Annotated in this window: 16 protein-coding genes; 3 read left to right on the forward strand and 13 right to left on the reverse strand. The window is 71.0% G+C overall.

From position 1 onward, the window contains the following. Nucleotides 1-21: 21 nt before the first annotated feature. Both ACFRMQ_RS10450 and ACFRMQ_RS10455 read right to left on the reverse strand, forming a co-directional pair. Nucleotides 22-192 (reverse strand): FxLD family lanthipeptide, encoded by a 171-nt coding sequence (locus tag ACFRMQ_RS10450; protein ID WP_380729071.1) that lies wholly within the window; start codon nt 190-192, stop codon nt 22-24. Then, on the reverse strand, nt 180-1,142 hold the full coding sequence (locus tag ACFRMQ_RS10455; RefSeq protein WP_380729073.1) for a TauD/TfdA family dioxygenase: 963 nt from the start codon (nt 1,140-1,142) through the stop codon (nt 180-182). Before ACFRMQ_RS10455 ends, ACFRMQ_RS10450 begins: the two co-directional genes overlap by 13 nt. A 177-nt stretch (nt 1,143-1,319) precedes the next feature. Here ACFRMQ_RS10455 and ACFRMQ_RS10460 point away from each other — a divergent pair, with 177 nt between their 5' ends. Together ACFRMQ_RS10460 and ACFRMQ_RS10465 are read left to right on the forward strand one after the other, a co-directional pair. After that, complete coding sequence (locus ACFRMQ_RS10460) at nt 1,320-1,748, forward strand: NUDIX domain-containing protein (protein WP_380729075.1); 429 nt, start codon at nt 1,320-1,322, stop codon at nt 1,746-1,748. Nucleotides 1,749-1,751: 3 nt separating this feature from the next. After that, nucleotides 1,752-2,900, forward strand: a complete 1,149-nt coding sequence (locus ACFRMQ_RS10465) for a helix-turn-helix domain-containing protein (protein ID WP_380729077.1) — start codon at nt 1,752-1,754, stop codon at nt 2,898-2,900. Nucleotides 2,901-3,032: 132 nt separating this feature from the next. On the opposite strand, the gene ACFRMQ_RS10470 is transcribed toward ACFRMQ_RS10465, so the two are convergent. The 11 genes from ACFRMQ_RS10470 to ACFRMQ_RS10520 form a co-directional block, all read right to left on the reverse strand. Beyond that, a complete protein-coding gene (locus ACFRMQ_RS10470) occupies nt 3,033-5,114 on the reverse strand; it encodes an NB-ARC domain-containing protein (RefSeq protein WP_380729080.1) in 2,082 nt (693 codons plus the stop codon). A 10-nt stretch (nt 5,115-5,124) separates the two neighbouring features. Continuing rightward, nucleotides 5,125-6,987 carry a glycoside hydrolase family 15 protein gene (locus tag ACFRMQ_RS10475; RefSeq protein ID WP_380729083.1) on the reverse strand — a complete coding sequence of 621 codons (1,863 nt, stop codon included), beginning with the start codon at nt 6,985-6,987 and terminating at the stop codon, nt 5,125-5,127. 89 nt (nt 6,988-7,076) lie between these two features. After that, nucleotides 7,077-8,579: a LuxR C-terminal-related transcriptional regulator gene (locus ACFRMQ_RS10480; RefSeq protein WP_380729085.1), complete on the reverse strand. Its 1,503-nt coding sequence runs from the start codon at nt 8,577-8,579 to the stop codon at nt 7,077-7,079. A 70-nt stretch (nt 8,580-8,649) separates the two neighbouring features. Next, the gene (locus ACFRMQ_RS10485) at nt 8,650-9,135 is read right to left on the reverse strand and encodes a response regulator transcription factor (RefSeq protein ID WP_380729088.1); all 486 of its coding nucleotides are present in this window, start codon (nt 9,133-9,135) and stop codon (nt 8,650-8,652) included. A 73-nt stretch (nt 9,136-9,208) separates the two neighbouring features. Beyond that, the gene (locus ACFRMQ_RS10490) at nt 9,209-10,672 is read right to left on the reverse strand and encodes a hypothetical protein (protein WP_380729090.1); all 1,464 of its coding nucleotides are present in this window, start codon (nt 10,670-10,672) and stop codon (nt 9,209-9,211) included. Then, nucleotides 10,669-11,055 carry a roadblock/LC7 domain-containing protein gene (locus ACFRMQ_RS10495; protein WP_380729092.1) on the reverse strand — a complete coding sequence of 129 codons (387 nt, stop codon included), beginning with the start codon at nt 11,053-11,055 and terminating at the stop codon, nt 10,669-10,671. The genes ACFRMQ_RS10490 and ACFRMQ_RS10495 overlap by 4 nt, the downstream gene beginning before the upstream one ends. A gap of 295 nt (nt 11,056-11,350) precedes the next feature. Further along, nucleotides 11,351-12,235, reverse strand: a complete 885-nt coding sequence (locus ACFRMQ_RS10500; protein WP_380729094.1) for a phosphotransferase enzyme family protein — start codon at nt 12,233-12,235, stop codon at nt 11,351-11,353. Further along, nucleotides 12,232-13,518 carry a helix-turn-helix domain-containing protein gene (locus tag ACFRMQ_RS10505; RefSeq protein ID WP_380729096.1) on the reverse strand — a complete coding sequence of 429 codons (1,287 nt, stop codon included), beginning with the start codon at nt 13,516-13,518 and terminating at the stop codon, nt 12,232-12,234. Before ACFRMQ_RS10505 ends, ACFRMQ_RS10500 begins: the two co-directional genes overlap by 4 nt. A gap of 119 nt (nt 13,519-13,637) precedes the next feature. After that, nucleotides 13,638-13,904: a DUF397 domain-containing protein gene (locus tag ACFRMQ_RS10510; protein WP_380729099.1), complete on the reverse strand. Its 267-nt coding sequence runs from the start codon at nt 13,902-13,904 to the stop codon at nt 13,638-13,640. Next, on the reverse strand, nt 13,901-14,131 hold the full coding sequence (locus tag ACFRMQ_RS10515) for a DUF397 domain-containing protein (RefSeq protein ID WP_380729101.1): 231 nt from the start codon (nt 14,129-14,131) through the stop codon (nt 13,901-13,903). Before ACFRMQ_RS10515 ends, ACFRMQ_RS10510 begins: the two co-directional genes overlap by 4 nt. After that, entirely contained in the window at nt 14,128-15,003 is an 876-nt protein-coding gene (locus ACFRMQ_RS10520) for a helix-turn-helix domain-containing protein (RefSeq protein ID WP_380729103.1), read from the reverse strand. The genes ACFRMQ_RS10515 and ACFRMQ_RS10520 overlap by 4 nt, the downstream gene beginning before the upstream one ends. A gap of 422 nt (nt 15,004-15,425) precedes the next feature. Between ACFRMQ_RS10520 and ACFRMQ_RS10525 the strand changes: the two genes are divergently transcribed. Then, nucleotides 15,426-15,707, forward strand: a complete 282-nt coding sequence (locus ACFRMQ_RS10525; protein WP_380729105.1) for a transposase — start codon at nt 15,426-15,428, stop codon at nt 15,705-15,707. Nucleotides 15,708-15,768: the final 61 nt, after the last annotated feature.

A 15,768-nucleotide genomic window follows, 5' to 3' on the forward strand; every position in this document is an offset into this window, starting at 1 on the left:
CCGGGGAACCACCCGGGAGGGTCAGTGCACGCCGGTGGTGCAGGCGCCGCAGGTGGAGCCGCAGCCGTCGTCGGTGAGGACCTGCAGGCTGGCCGCGTCGGCGGTCTCGACGGTGCGCACGTCGAGGTCGAACTCGTCGCCGCTGACGACGGCCGTGGTGGCCTTGGTCTCGGCCGGGATCATCTGAGCCATGGTGGCTCCTCCTTGAGGGTTTCCCTTGCGGGACCTGGAGCCGGGGCGCGGATGCGTCCCGCGTCACCAGGAGTCGGTGGGCGGCAATGCCGCGGGCCGAGGGACGGCTGCCCTCCGAGGGCGAGCGAGCCCGCGGAAACTCCTTCGGGGTCCTCGTGAGGGGCGAGGAGGCTGGTAGGGCAGAAGGAGTGGGGGAAGCCGGGCCCGAGACCGAGCGCAGGGGCCGGATCGCCCAGCGCCCGCAGTATCAGCCGCTCACCCGAGAAGCCGGTGCGGCCATGCAGCAGACGATGGTTGTCCAGCACGACACCCTGCCCGGGGGCCAGCCGAAGCCGCTGGGTGTTGCGATCGATGGCCTGGCGCAGGGCGGGTAGGTGGGCCTGGGCGTCGGGCGAGAACCGGGCCAGGTCGTCCTGGCGCAACCGCAACTGCCACCGCCCGGCGGGCAGCTGCTGGAACACCGGGGCGAAGCGGCCACTCGACCCGCCGAAGTAGGCGGCCCGTTCCGCGGAGAATGCCTCGATGGCGGCAGGGTGCTGCACGGCCAGCTCGGCGAGGACGGCCCGGCCGTCCACCAGCAGGGTCTCACCGCCGCTGTCGCCGGCCCGCGCGCACGCCAGCAGGAGCAGACGCGGCGGATCCGGATGCTGCGTGCACTCGGTGTGCAGAGCCAGCGCGCCGCGCCCCAGGCCCGCGAAGCCCGGCCGCCCGCTGTGGCGGCCGGTGTCGCGGATCACGGTGAGACCGTCCGGGTCGGCATCCCGGTGCTGCCGCAACGAGGACATCAACCGGCCGGCGGCGAGAAGGACATCGTCTCGCCCGCCCAACCTGGCGAGCCTCAGCAGGCCGTCCTCGCGCAACGCCTCACCCGCCTGCCGGCGCACCGATTCTTCCAGCCCGCCCGCGGTGAACTTGTCGCTGCTGATGCCACTGGTGTCGAACGACGGCATGGTGAGACTCCCTCGTGGGACCGAGCGAATGGGAGGCGACACACTCTCCAGGCCCCGGCCACCGGATGGAAAGTGACAGATTGTCAAAGCGCGATCACCGGGCTGCGGGGCATCGCGCCGGTTCGCAACTGCTACCTTCGACACGCCCGTGACCGCCCACGCGCCCCGGAAGAAGCGATGAGCGAGACAGAACAGCCCTACGTGCCAAAGGCCTTCCCGATCTCCATCAAGGGCGTCATGCTCGACCCGCAGCAGCGCGTACTGCTGCTGAAGAACGAACGCCAGGAGTGGGAGCTGCCCGGCGGGAAGCTGGAGGGCACCGAGACCCCCGAAGAACGGGTCGTCACCGAGATCCACGAGGAGAGCGGCTGGACGGCCACCGCCGGCCCCCTGCTGGACGTGTGGATGTACGAGCCGATCCCCGGTCGCCGGGTCTTCATCGTCACCTACGGCTGCACCGCCACCGACGCGCACCAGGCCCCGGTCGTCAGCCACGAACACAAGGAAGCAGGCCTCTTCCACCGCGACGAGGTGCCCGGCCTGGCCATGCCGCAGGGCTACAAGGACTCCATCACCCGCTGGTACGAACTGCACCAACAGGCCTGACCGGTGACTCGGGTCGACCCCTTCGGCGGCATCCGCTGGCACTGGACCACCCCCAGAGCACAGGACATCCTGCGCCGCAGAGCCCTGCCCGAGATCTTCCAGCTCTACCGAGAACTCCACGGGCTCCCGCAACAGGAACTCGCCGACCTCCTCGGCTACTCCACCAGCTACGTCTCCCGCATCGAAACCGGCTCGCGCACCATCACCGACCTCGGCGCCCTGCGCCACATCGCCGAACGCCTCGGCCTCCCACCGCACTGCCTCGGCATCACCGACGAAGCGGACGGAGACCACCAACTCGTGATCCAGCTCGCCGAATCCGTGCTGCGCCTGGCCGAGATCGCCCGCCAGGCCGGCCAAGCCACCACCGCCGTCGCAGAGCTGTGGCCGCTGGTCGCCCGCCTGGAGGCCCGAGCCGCCGACGGACACGCCGACCTCGACACCCTGAGGCTGCTCGCCCGAGCCCGGGTCGGCCTCGGCGTCGCCCTCGGCCACGTCCTGCCGGAGGAGCGCCTGGCCACCGCCGCCCGCTGGACGGGTAAGGGCCTGAACGTCGCCCGGCGCTTGGGAGATCCCGGCCTGCACGCCAATGCCCTGCGCCACCACGGCAACGAGCTGCGCAAGGCCGGTCTGTACCTGCGCGCGCTGGACCGGCTCGGGCAGGCCCGAGACACCGCTCGCACCGCCACCGAACGAGCCGAGGCGGTCGTCCTGCTCGCCCGCGCGGCCGGAGCCGCCGGGAACGCCGCCGCCTTCGACGCCGCGATCGAGGAGGGCCGTCGGCTCCTGAACGAGGCGGCGCCCACTGCCCTCTTCTCCGAGTTCACCCTGCACGAGGTCCGCCTTCGGGGACTCATGAGCACGGGCCGAGTCGCGGAGGCCGTCCAGCAGCTTGACCACGCGCCCGTCGCCGGTCTGGCAGCCACGTCCCAGTGGCGGATCATCGCGGCGATCACCGCCGGCGAGGTGCTGCTGAGGAAGGGGGATCAGACCGGAGCGGCGCGACAACTCGGCACTGCGGTCGACGGGGCGACTCTCCACCATCTGCCGCACCAGCTCCAGCGCGTCGTGCGGGCCGGCCGCCTCCTGCCCGAGGTTCGGGAGCGCGCGGGCGATGCCTTGGCACGGCTGCGGGCCGAGATAGCGGCCTGATCTCCGGCCTGATGGCGAGGTGGTGATGAACACGGCGGATTCACATTCCCTGAGCTCTGGACTGAACCATCTGGGACGGTGGGGAGGGCGCCGCTCAGCGTGCGGAGCAGCGCCCCGCGCGATGAGCGGAGGTCACTCGGGCAGCAGCGCGAGCAGGCGGCTCTGCAGGCGTTCCACGTCGCGGCTGCTGCCCAGGTTCCGGTACTGGGCCTGGCTGGCGGCGTACCAGCTTTCGGCGACCCTTGGCAGGCCGGCGCGTTGAGCGGCCTCTCCGAGGAACTCGATGCCGTAGGCCGCCCAGTGGCGGTGGCCGAGGCGCACGAATTCCTGCACGGCGATGTTGATCGTGCCTGCCGCGACGTCGTGCTCGCGGGCCAGGGACTGGGCCTCGCCCAGGAAGACCTTCGCCCGGGCCACGTTCAGCGGGTCGGGCGGCGTGAGGGATTCGAGGTCGGCGAGGGCCTGCTGGAGCAGGGGGACGCCGAGGTCGGTGTTGCCTTGGCGGGCGGCGGCGGAGCCGAGGAGGATTTCGGCGAGGCCAGCACCGCGCCGATCATCGAGGTCGGCGTAGAGCTCGATGGCCCGGGCGAGTTCGGGTTCGGCGGCGGCGTATCGCTCGGCCTCGTACAGGGTGGCGCCGATGCCGGCCGTGCACTGGGCGATGCGGTTGGGGTCCTGGTCCGCGGTGGCGAGGGTGCGGCCCTCCGAGTAGAGCCGCAGGGCGTCCTCGTGTTCCCCGACGCGTTTGTGTGAAATGGCCAGGGTGGTGGTCATCTCGTAGGCGGCCATGGGGTGGCCCCAGATCCGGGCGGAGTCGATGCCCAGCTTGTGACAGGTGAGGCTCAGGTCGGTACGCCGTAGGCGGTGGAACAGGGGCCACATGTCGTGGACCAGGACCGTGGCGGCCTGATGTTCGCCGAGGGTGCGGGCGGCGGCGAGGGCGGGCAGGACTGCGGGGGCGATGGCCTCCAGCCAGTCCAGGGCGGTGCGGTCGTCGGTGATGCGCACCGGCTCGGCGGGATGGTGGCGGTGCTGGCGCGGCAGGACGCGGTGGTGCGGGGTGAGGCGCTGGACGGTGTCCTGGGCGGTGGCGATCAGGTGATCGAGATAGCGCTGCACCACGAGCCGCTGGGTGTCGGCCTGGTCACGGATCAGCTCCCGGACGCCGACGCGGATGCTGTAGACATCGCCGCGCACGGGCTGGCGGCCGATGTGTTCCAGCATTTGTCGGGCCGCGAGTTCGTGCAGCAGCTGCAGGGTGTGGGCGGCGGGGGTGGCGGTGGCGGCTGCCACGGTGAGGTGGTCGAGATCGGGCGCGGGGATCAGCGCAGCGAGGCGGAGCAGGCGAGCTTCGGGTTCGGGCAGCGATGTGAGGGCGACGGCGGTGGTCATGGGGAGACTCTCCAAGCCGGTTGCGGCGAGCGCGGGGTGGGAGGCGAGTGAGTGTGCGGGGGCGAGGACGACCGCGCCGGCGGCCAGGGCCAGGGCCAACGGGCTGCCCTCGCAGGCGCGAGCGAGGGCCTCGGCGATGGCTGGCTCGGCACGCACGCGGCCCTCGCCGAGGATTCGGCTGAGCAACTGGACAGCATGGGTGGGCGCGAGTGGGCCCAGGTGGTGATGGCGAGCACCGAGAGCGGCGAGCGCCGGCAACGGTGAACGGCTGGTGACGATGACCAGGCACTCGCTGGTGGCGGGGATCAGGGGGACCACCTGGTCGGCGGTGGCGGCGTCTTCCAACACCACCAGCAGCCGCCGGGTGACGGCGAGGGACCGCCATAGTGCCTGCAAGTCCGATTCTTGCCATGGGAGTTGTGGTACGTCTTGGTCTCCGAGCCCGCGCAGCAGGGAACGGGCGGTCTCGGGGGCAGGCGCCGGGCCGCCGACGCCTCCCGCGCGCAACTGGACGAGGAGCTGTCCGTCCGGGTAGCGCTCCGCTTGGTGGTGGCCCCAGCGCGAGACCAGAGCACTCTTGCCGATCCCGCCCGGCCCGGTGATGACGATCACCGGAGCGGTGTCCTCCGGCAGACCGGCGAGCATCCCGTCCAGGGCGGCGACATCGTGCTCGCGGTCGGTGAACACCCCGGTGACCGCTTCGAGTTGTCGTGGAACTTGTCGCGGCGGCACGGTGCTGTGGAAGTGGATGTCACGAACCTGGCCCGCCTGGACGGCGTGGTGAACGCGGGCGCCGTCGATGCTGTTGGAGACGGTCGGCATGGATCGGTCGTCAGAACGAGGCAACGGTGCCGCCCCGGGGACTCGGAAGGGGAGGAGCGGACGGCATGCGGAGGGCGACGGCGGCGTTGACCAGCGCGAGGTGGCTCAGCCCCTGCGGGGTGTTGCCGAGCTGGCGGCCGGTAGCGGGGTCGTACTCCTCGGCGAGGATGCCGACGTCGTTCCGCAGGGCGAGCAGCGCGTCCATGCGTTCGCGGGCCTCGCCGGTGCGACCGATCAGCGCGAGCGCGGAGGCCAGCCAGAACGAGCACGCGAGGAACGCGCCGTCCTTGCCGACAAGGCCGTCCACGTTGGCGTCGGCGTTCGGCTGGGTTCGGTATCGCAGCACGAGGCCGTCGTAGGTGGCGAGTTCACGTTGGACGGCCTCGATGGTGCCGATCACCCGCTTGTCGTCGGGCGGAAGGAAGCCGGTCTGCGGCAGGAGCAGCAGGGAGGCGTCCAGTTCGCGGCTGCCGTAGGACTGGGTGAAGGTGTTGCGTTCCTCGTCGTAGCCCCGCGTGAGGACGGTGGCGTGGAGGAGCGTTGCGACCGCTCGCAGCCGGACCAGGGCGGCCCGGTCGTGGTCCGGCCGGCGTTGCAGGAGCCGGACGGTCCTGTCGATCGCGACCCAGGCCATGATCTTGGAGTGGGTGAAGTGGCGTTCGGGCCCGCGGATCTCCCAGATTCCACGGTCCGGCTCGTGGGCGGTGGCGGCGACGAGTTCGGCCAGCCCGAGCAGCAGCGTGTCGGCGGCGGCATCGGGTTCGAGGCCGGCGTCCTCGGCGGCCAGCAAGGTGTCCGCGACGTACCCGAAGACGTCGAGCTGGAGCTGGCCGGCCGCGCCGTTGCCGATCCGTACAGGGCGGGAGCCCTCGTAACCGGGTAGGTGGTCCAGAACGGTCTCGGTGAGACCGCTGCTGCCGTCGAGCCGATACATGATCCGTGCGGTGGTGGGGCCGTCGATCGTGTCGACCAGCCACGTCCGCCAAGCACGCGCCTGCTCCAGGAAGTGGCCGGCACGCAGCAGTTCCCGGACGGTGAGCGCGGAGTCGCGCAGCCACGCGTAGCGGTAGTCCCAGTTGCGTTCGCCGCCGATCTGCTCCGGCAGCGAGGTCGTGGGGGCGGCAACGACCGCGCCGGTCGGCCGGTGGATGAGGGATCCGAGAACGGCCACGGAGCCGAGGACGGCGTCGCGGTAGGGTCCGGTGTGGGTGACACGGGCGTTCCAGTCAGCCCACTCCCGCAGCGTGTCGGCGAGCGCCTGGTCGGCGTCGGGTACGGGCGGAACCGGGGCGCCGATGTTCTGCCAGGTCAAGGCGTAGGCGACCTGCTGTCCCTCGGTCAGGACGATTTCGGAAGCGGCGGCTCCACGCCGTCGGGACCGGTGGGAGGGGCCGTCCAGCCACAGGATCGCGCCCTGGTGCTCGGCGGTGAAGCGTCGGGCGCCGTCGGGTCCGGTGACCTCGCGCAGGGCGGCGTGGGTGCGACCGTAGTCGGGGGCGACGACGATGCGGGAGGTGATGCTCACCCGACCGCGCAGACACCTGGCGATGCGGATCACCTGGGAGGGGCGCTCGGCTTCTGACGCGGGCATGAACTCGGTGACCTGCAAGGTCCCCTCGGGGAGATCCCAGACCTCGTCCAGGACCAGGCCGCCGCGGCGGTAGGCGCGGTGGGCGACGGGGAGGGGTTGAGCGGAGGTGGGGGAGAGCGACCAGTAACCGTGGCGCCGGTCGCCGAGGAGGCTGGCGAACACCGCCGGCGAGTCGAACTCCGGCAGACACAACCACGGGATCGAGCCGTGGAGGTCGACAAGGGCCGCGGAGCGGCCGTTGCCGATCGGGGCGTAGCCCTCGATCGGGAGGGGAACGGGCATGCGAAATCCTGTTGTTGGTGGAGAGGAAGGTGGTCAGGGGCGGGATCGGGGTGTGCGCGACGGGCTGTTTCAGTAACCGAAGACCGGATTCACGCCACCGGGCACGTCGGCTCCAGGTAGTGGGTGGGGCTCGCCGGGGCCAGGGTGACGATCCCGGTCATCACGGCGACGGCCGCAGCGTGGGTGCGGCTGCCGCGCCGTGAGAGCGCACGGACGACTCGTCCCTCGACCGCGCGGGCGGTGCGCAGGCTCAGTCCGACGCCGTTCGCCCCGGCCTCGCTCAGCGTCCCGGTACACATCAGGGCGGCCACGGCCCGCCCCGCCTGATCCAGTTCGGGCAGGTGTGCGGGCAACTCGGTGCGCAGCCGCTCGGTGCTGATCGCCTCCGCCGTGATCAGCCGGACGACGAGGTGGGCGTCGTCCACGGCGGCGGCGCGTCGGCGCAGGTCGGCCAGGCGGGACTGGACGAGGTAATCCCCGGCATGGACCCGGTGGCCGATCTCGGTGACGCTCAGCCCCTGGGCGGCCAGTTCGGCGATCTGGCGTTCCAACGCGTTCAACTTGGGCCGCGGAGCGCGCCGGGGCCCAGTGCCCGGCACGATGCTCGTGGTCGTCAGGATCCGTTGGAACCCGCCGTCTCCCGCCACGGGCGCCTGGTCGGCGGTGCACACGATCAGCAGCTCGTCCATCGGTGTCCCGAGCAGGTGGGCCGCTTCCAGATAGGAGGCGGCGCCCCCGTACGCCCCCTGGCGGACAGCGCACGACCAGGCCGCTCCCAGGCCTACCGCCACGACGGCACGGTCGGGATCGACTGCCGTCGAGGGGAGCACCAGGGCGCATGGAAGACCGAGGGCCAGCGCCTGGTGCACCAGCCGCACGACGGCCGGCGCTGCTCCGCGGGGCGGCGCCCCGGCCAAGACCTCTGCAAGCGACGGCACCTCCGGCAGGCCTGCCAGCGCACCGAGGTGCACGGCCAGACCGAGCGCGGAGCGCAGCATCGCGACCGCGCGCTCCAGCGGATCAAGGCGCTCGGGTCCGGCTTGCGCTTCGCCCTCGGGCGCGGACGCACCGGTGCCTTGCCTCGTCCGGTATTGCCCGGTGCCGGACTGGCCCCAATCAGCCGCCCTGGCCGTGGTGAGGTCGGCCAGGGTGTCCCCGGTCGGATCGATCAGCTGGTGTTCAAGCGCCTGGCGGACGGCGACAACGCGCTTGGAGGCACCGAGCGCGTCCAGTACGGCATCCTCGTAGAGCTCCGCCGCGCACTCCCGGACCTCCAGCGCGCGGGCGACGTCGCGGCGATTCCCACCCTGCCCCCAGATCCGCAGGATCAACTTCTGCTCGTCTGACAGCACCGGAGCAGCACCTACCGGGGCCGAGTGGGGGAGCAGACCGGACTGCCACGCCCGCACGAAGGCGTGGACCCGGTTCGTCGTCTCCAGCCGGTCGTACACCTGCCGTAGGTAGCCCTTGACGGTATCGACGCCCAGATTCATCGCCGCGCCGATCGCCGCGTTCGTCATCCCGAAGCCGGCCCTGTCCAACACCGCGACCTGCTGCGCGGTCAGAGCCGTGGGCGGCACTTTCGTCTGCATCAGTCGATCGCTCCGACCACGGGATTCAGCGGCACCCCGGGACCTCCGGCAATCCGGATGCGGCGCGGCATCAGCGCGCCCCCGCCGGCTGCTGGAGCTCGCCGAGCCTCACGTCCGGCCAGTCGGCGCTCAGAGCCCGCAGCGACACCAGGCCGGTCAGCACGGCCGCCGCGCTCGCCTGCTCCCGCGACCGAACCCCGAGCGTCCGCAGGATCGTCTGGACGTAGGTCTTCACCGTGTTCACGGTCAGCCCCAGCCGCTGCGCGATGGCGGCCGCGTCCTCGCCGCCGACCAGACCGGCGAGGACCTCGACCTGCTGCGCGGACAGCGACTTGCCGGTGGGGTTCACCGCGCGCACGTCCGTCACCAGGCCCCAGCCCGCGCCCAAGGCGGAGGCGTGGAAGCGTGACTTCGCACCGACCTTCGCCAGCAGGGCGAGGATTGCCGCACCGACCTTGGCCTCCTCGATTCCGGTGGCGCGGCTGGTCGCGCCGAACAGGGCACCGCAGGCCACCTGCCGCAGAAGAAGCACGTCGGCGTCGGACAGATTGGGCATGGTGGGGATGGGAGCGGGCATGGGGGACCTCCAACAGGAGCGGGGTCGTGACGGGTGTGGGGTGAGGCGGGGGCTATCGAGCGGGCTTCGGCTGGTTGAGAGCGGCCAGCAACGAGGGGCCGATCCGCCGGGCGGCCTGGGAGCCGATGGTCAGGACGAGGTCGCCCTGTTGCACGAGGGTGGCAACCAGGTGCGCGGGGCCTTGTCGGTGCAGGTCGGGCTCGAAGCGGATCAGCGTGTCGGAGGAACCGGCGTTGAGGATGGATTCGCTGCCGTCGGCGTGGTTCTGACCTCGGGGGAACGTCGAGTGGACCGGAAGCAGTACGGCCTGGTCGGCGGCGTCCAGAGCTTCGGCGATCAGACCGGCGAGGGCGTTCGATCGCAGGTGCCCGGACGGCTCGTACACCGCCACGACCGCGCCCTCGGTGAGCATCCGGGCGCCCTGGAGGTCGGCTGCGATCTCCTTCGGGTGCACGGCCCGGGACTCGACGACGTCGATGCCGCCGTTCGAACCGAGCCGGGTCAGTGAGTGTTCGACGCCCGCGAACGCGCTCAGCCCGTCCACCAGTTCCTGGCCGGGAACGCCGAGTGCCCAGCCCGCGGCCCACGCCGCAGCCACGGCCATGGCGTCGTTCGCTCCGGTGACCGGAACGGTGAACGTGTGCTGCTCGCCGTCGGCCTGGACGGTGACACGGTGGTGGTCCCCGGTCCAGAACTTCCCGAGGACCTGCACGTCCAGGTCGGTGCCGCGGCCCACAGTCACCACCCTGGGCCCGGGGCGCCGGTGCAGCCGGTCCACGAGCGCTTGGCAGCCGGGCTGGGCTGCCCACACCACCACGGTGTCGCTGCGCCTGGCGAGGGCCTCCATCTGGTCCAGCGCCTCCTCCTGGTTCCAGAAGGTTGGCGGTGCCGCATCCACGGCGGTGACCAGCGTCACCGTCGGGCTCAGCCCTTCGCCGAGGGTTCGGAAGCGCCAACCGGGCGGTGAGGTCTCGTGGCTGGAGCTGTCCGGGCAGAGGTCCACCACCAGGACCTCTCCGCTGCCGTCGTAGCCGGTGGAATCCCCCTTCGGGGCCTCGGCGAGGATCCAACCGGGATCGCGGCTGACGAGCGCGCAGGTGAGCGCGGCGGCAGCCATGGTCGTCGAATGGCTACCGGCGACGGCGACCATGATCGGTGCCGTGCCGGCCAGCAGCTCGACGGCCCGTGCGTAGCCCATCATGGGCAGGCCGTGGCCGGCGATGTGGCTGGTGATGTCGTGGCTCACGGTGTTGTCACCGCCCCAGACGAACGAGGCCGTCCCGGGGGCGGCCGTGCGGAGAACGGCCCCGTGGCGCACAAGCTGCTCGACCAACTCGGGACGAAGGTACGCCTGCACGGGCGAGATCGTGACCCGAGCATGGCGCCGGGCGAGGTAGGAGCCCAGTCCGGCCATGCCGGGGCTGAGCGGGTCGGGGATGTGCACGGTGCCCAGGGAATCGGGCAGCGGCAACGGGTGCCGGGGGCGGGCGGGGCGCTTCACGGAGATCGGGTTCACGCCGCAGCCCCCACGACGACGGTGCTGTCAGCCAGTTCGACGAGCAGGGCGGCGACATCGCCCAGGTGGGCGTTCCTCCCGCACACCACGGCGAGCATCGAGTCGTCGTTGGCACCGACGAGGATCAGCGTGCGGCCGGATCGGTCCTCGATCACGCTGTGACCCCAGGGACCGGGCTCGGCGGTGTGACTGCCGATGATCTCGGTACCGCGGCTGCTCACGGCGAGAAGCGCCGCCATGACGGCCGCCCAGTGATCGGCTTCGTCTTCGTCGACCCCGGGCGAACTGCCGAGGACCAGCCCCTCGGGGCTGACGTGGATGACGGCGATGGTACCGGCGGTGCCGGTGACCAAGTCCTTCAGGAACTGCGGATGGCGCAACACGTGAGCCTCCTTGGCCAGAGCGAACGTGGGGGAGATGGGGTCGAAGCGCGTGGATCGGCTGGGACCCGGTGGGATCGCCGGGGTGGCGTCTCCCACACGTTCAGAGTGGCCAAGGGGATGGTGCGAGCGGGAGGGGGTGGATGGGGACAACTCCGGGACGGCCCGGTTGTCCCCATCAACAGAGCCGGGTGGGCTCGAAGACCGATACGAACCGGGGGCGGTGAGTCGCGATCCCACCCTCATCGGCGAACGGGCGATGTGGTGCGGTCGGAACCAGGTCCGGATGACTACGAGATCAGATGACGGTCCAGCCCCAGGGCCGAGCACCCTCCCGGCCTTGGATGCAGGCGAGGCGGTAGTGGGCCTGGTCGCGATGCCGCGCGGGGTCGGCCGCGGCGAGTTGGAGGGCGAAGCAGGTGACGCGCAGCTCGCGGATGTCGCGCAGGACCGGGTAGCTCGGCCACTCCGTGACGTCGTCGCCGTAGGCGGTGCAGATCGACTCGTACTGCTTCGCCGTCACGCTGCCGAAGCTCGTGAAGCCGGCCGCCATCGTCGCGAGGTCGTACTCGCGCCGTCCTCGGGAGGAGCGCTCGAAGTCGAGCAGGTACGTGGTGGTCGCGGTGACCGCGGTGTTGCCGCCCCAGGCGTCTCCGTGGACCACGCAGAGCGGCCGTCCGGCGGGGAGCTCGTCCCACGCGGCCTGCAACTCGGCGAGGTGCCCCCGCAGCCAGCGGCGCTGGTGCTCGTCGAGGGTGACCGCTTCGTCGATCCGTTCGGCGAGCCGGACGAGTGGATCGAGGCGGCCGAGACCGATGTGCTCGGGCACTGGCAAGTCGTGCAATCTGCGGAGGAGGGGCGCCATGTCGGCGCCGGTGCCCGGGCGGTGGGGCGGCAGTTCGTGCCAGAAGGTGACGGGCCGGTTGCCGACGAGGACGGGAGCGGAGAGCGCTTCCAGCGGACGGACGACCGGAAGGCCGCTGTCGTGGAGCCACCGGGCTATCGCGATCTCCTGCATCGCCGCGGACTGCTGGCCACTCCGGGCGACGCGGGCCACTACACCGTCAGGGAGACGCCACAACGCGTTCTCACCCAGTCTGATCAACTCGGCACCGTCGGCGGACAAACCGGCGTCGGCACACGCACTGAGCAGGACGGCGTGGGAGTCGCTCGCAGGGGTCACTCACCTACCGTAGCGGCGATCTGGTGGCGCAGGCCCTGGAGCCTGGTGTGCTGTCCGTACCGAAGCGCGAGCTTCGCCAGATCCTGGAGGTCCCGTGAAGCCCGGTGCGAACGGAGCTGGGCGACCTCGACCACGGCCCGCTCGGCCTCCGGCAGCGCGGCGTCGGGGTACCCCGTGACCAGCAGCAGGCCGGCGAGCTTGGTACGGCTGAACGTTCTGGAGCGGGCGAACGGCTGGGAGTGCCCGTCGACGGCCGTCCTGAGCCGATCGAGGGCGTCGTCGACCGTGTGCCCCGCGAGTGCGAGGTCGTAGACGGCGTGACCGGTGTCGCCGTGGTGCTGGGCGGCGTCGTAGTAGGTCATCCAGCGAGACTCCTCGGCGGCCCGGAGCTGGGCGTACGCTTCGTCGGACCGTCCGATGGCAGTCAGCGCCGCCTGGCGGTTGCCCAACCTGGCGTGCCCTCGCGCCGCGGCGTTGTGCAGCATGGCGCGCTCGGCCGGGGAGAGCCGGTCGGAGCGAACAAGGCCCAACTCGGCCAGGGTCACGCCGTCGTCGTAGTGCTCGCACCAAGTGGCGAGCCGGGAGCGGAGGTTGTACGAGACCGCACGTGCGGACCAGTCGCCCGCCTCCTCCGCGAGGTCGGTCGCCCACCGAAGGCGCCGACCGGCCTCGGCGAACTCGCCCGCGTCGAGCAGAACGGCACCGGCAGCCGAGGCCAGACGGCTCACGGCGGTGAGCAACTCCGGCCGCAAGGCACCACTGCACGGGGCCGAGGTGAGAGCCTCGGCCCACCGGAGCTGTGCGACGGCTGTCTCCCGCACGAGTCCGCCTCCGCCGTGCAGGTTGTCCCAACTACGCAGGACCGCGGCTGCGGATCGTACGTGGGCCACGTCCCCCGGGCGCACCGTCGCGCCTGGCTCCGGACCGACGGGCGTCGGGACGACGACAGGGACGGAGACGTTCAAAGGTCCCGCGGAGGGGCTCGGCGTCGTCGTGACGGCGGGGTCGCTCCCGCCACGGGGGTCCACCCGCATGTACACCAGCACGAGGCTGCGGGTGAGCGCTCCGCCGGTGTCCAGAGCGACGTCGAGCGCCTCGGTGTGATGCCGCAGGCATCTGCGTTCACCGCGCTCCATCTTGCCGATCAGGTCGCCGCTGAGGTGGGCCCGATCGCCGAGCTCGTCCTGCCCGAGGCCCCTCAGCGTGCGCCACTGCCGGATCTCGTTGCCCAGCCACTCCTCAGGCGAACGCTCCGGGTGGAGCGTGTTGGGTCGTGCCGCCACCTTGGCCCCCTCAACCCGGGATGGGGACAAGCTCGTTGTCTCCATCCCGGGGAAGATCTCTTACCTGGACAGGGAACCAGTGGTTCCCTACATCTGTCGCAACGGATTCAGCGCCTTCGTCAACGTCGGTCAGCCTGGTGCTCGGCCTCGTCGATGTCCGGTTCGAACTCGCCGTCCTGGCACCCTCGGACGAAGGCGATCCACTCCGCCGAGGTGAAGAAGAGCACCTTCCCCGTGGCCGAGTGCCGAAGCGCAGTGGCGCCGTCCGCAAGGCGCGCTACCTCCAGACGGTCCGCGGGATCGCTGCCCGGGGCCGCCATCCACCGGGCCGCGCGGAGGTCGAGCGTGTAGAGGTCGGCCTTGGCGGCCGGCACGTACGTCGTCACGCTTCTTCCAGGGTGCCGGCCGCGAGGGCGCGGACGAACGAGCGCACCTGATCGGCGCCGGATCGGAGCGCGGGGATCTCCGGGTTCTTCGAGTCGCGGATGGCGATGGCCGGTAACCCCGGGACGGCCGCCACTTCGACGCAGTTGCTGTTGTTCGCGGTGTAACTGCTCTTGTGCCAGCGCACGTCGTCGAGCGGGACGGCGTAGAGGCGGTTCGTTTCGATCATGATGCGGTCAGTCTTCTCTCGGTCTGTTCGATGAGCGCCAGCGACTCCTGGGGGCCGAGGGCGGCACGCAGGAGGTAGGTGTGGAGACGGGCAAGACGCCGAAGTCCGAGCGCGTCGTCAACCACGATCGTCCCCGTGACGGCCTCGGCGAAGGCGGTGCCCGGCGCATCCTGGCCGTTGCCCTGGAACAGGGTGAACGCGCCGGTCAAGGCACCTTCGGCTCCTCGGTCGAACGGGACGACTCGAAGGTCCACGGTCTCCAGGCGGCAGACGTCCTGGAGGTGACGGAGCTGCGCCGTCTGGACTGCTGGTCCTCCCACCTCGAACTCCAAGGCCGCCTGGGTGATGACGGCCGTCAGTCGAAGGGGGACTTCGCCATACAGGCGACGCTGCCTCATGTGCTTGACCTCGACCAGGCTGTCGACCTGGTCCGGGCCGAGTGCCGCGAATCCGACCTCGGTGACGGCGCGGGCGTAGGCCTCGGTCTGCAGCAGGGCAGGTATGTGCGCGATCTGGTACTCGGCCGCGGAGGCGGCCTCGTGCTCGTAGGAGAGGAACTCCGTGTACCTGCTGCTGAGGACGTCCGCGTAGGCGTCCCACCACATGGCCGTGCGGGCCCGTCCTCGACGGAAGAGCGCCTCCAGGTGGTCCCGGTCCGGCTCGGAGACGTCGAAGAGGTCCATGAGGGCCTCGAAGTCGGCTGGGGTGGCGCTGCGCTTGCCGGTCTCGATCCGCGTGATCTTGGAAGTGCTGCACCCGATCCGGGCGCCGACCTCTTCGGCCGTCCAGCCGGCGGCCTCGCGTCGATGCCGCAGGTCGGCACCGAACCTGCTGCGCGCAGCGAGGGGTTGCTGTGGGACGGCTGGAGTCATCGATCCCTCCACGAAGCCGTGATCCAAGGGGCTCTGTCGTTCCGTCAGCTTAGCGGCAGCGTGTGCACGGCACACATGTGGCAAGAGAATTGGCATTTTGCCATTCACGTGCCTGACGGCGGGAGGGGAAGGCGGGAACCTGATGGTGGTGACGCACCGCATGTGTTCGAATTCGGATTGCCACCTCTCATTCGCTTGCGCCCCAGTGGCCTCGTGACGTCTTGCCGAGGCCTGTACCAGGGGTCCCACCTTTTCCGATCCTCGGCTTGGCTCTGTCGGGGATCTTGGTGTTCAGCTGCAGGTGATCATGGTGGTGCGTCAGTCTCGCGGGCCAGATCGGCACTCTGCGGCGGGACGAGGACTTCGCCGACTGGCACCCACGCGACGGGCGCCCCGGGTTGTCGCCGGTCCAGTTGGCCACGGTGAGCGTGCTGCAGCTCCTGCCGGGCCTGTCCCATCGCGCTGCCGCCGAGGTCGTGCGCTGCCGCATCGACTTCAAGTACTCGCTCGGCATCAACCTCGACGACCCCGGCGTCCACCACAGCGTGCTGACCGACTTCCGCGACCGCCTGCTCCGGAAGGACAGGACGGGCCGCCTCCTCGACCTTGCTCTGGCTCGGCTGAGAGAGGCCGGCCTGGTCCGTGAGAGTGCACTACTCAGCGCGCCGACTCCACCCACGTTCTGGCCACCGGCCGCGACCTGACCCGCCTCGAACCGCCGCCGCCCGTGCCCACAGTGCGACGGCGGACCGCCGGCCGGACCCG

The organism is Kitasatospora sp. NPDC056783 (assembly GCF_042789895.1).
Lineage (GTDB): Bacteria > Actinomycetota > Actinomycetes > Streptomycetales > Streptomycetaceae > Kitasatospora.

Excerpts from the sequence above, each read along its gene's own strand:
- ACFRMQ_RS10485 (WP_380729088.1), bottom strand. The coding sequence starts at position 9,135 with ATGCCCAATCTGTCCGACGCCGACGTGCTTCTTCTGCGGCAGGTGGCC.
- ACFRMQ_RS10520 (WP_380729103.1), bottom strand. The coding sequence starts at position 15,003 with ATGACTCCAGCCGTCCCACAGCAACCCCTCGCTGCGCGCAGCAGGTTC.
- ACFRMQ_RS10515 (WP_380729101.1), bottom strand. The coding sequence starts at position 14,131 with ATGATCGAAACGAACCGCCTCTACGCCGTCCCGCTCGACGACGTGCGC.
- ACFRMQ_RS10450 (WP_380729071.1), bottom strand. The coding sequence starts at position 192 with ATGGCTCAGATGATCCCGGCCGAGACCAAGGCCACCACGGCCGTCGTC.
- ACFRMQ_RS10475 (WP_380729083.1), bottom strand. The coding sequence starts at position 6,987 with ATGCCCGTTCCCCTCCCGATCGAGGGCTACGCCCCGATCGGCAACGGC.
- ACFRMQ_RS10480 (WP_380729085.1), bottom strand. The coding sequence starts at position 8,579 with ATGCAGACGAAAGTGCCGCCCACGGCTCTGACCGCGCAGCAGGTCGCG.
- ACFRMQ_RS10460 (WP_380729075.1), top strand. The coding sequence starts at position 1,320 with ATGAGCGAGACAGAACAGCCCTACGTGCCAAAGGCCTTCCCGATCTCC.
- ACFRMQ_RS10455 (WP_380729073.1), bottom strand. The coding sequence starts at position 1,142 with ATGCCGTCGTTCGACACCAGTGGCATCAGCAGCGACAAGTTCACCGCG.
- ACFRMQ_RS10470 (WP_380729080.1), bottom strand. The coding sequence starts at position 5,114 with ATGCCGACCGTCTCCAACAGCATCGACGGCGCCCGCGTTCACCACGCC.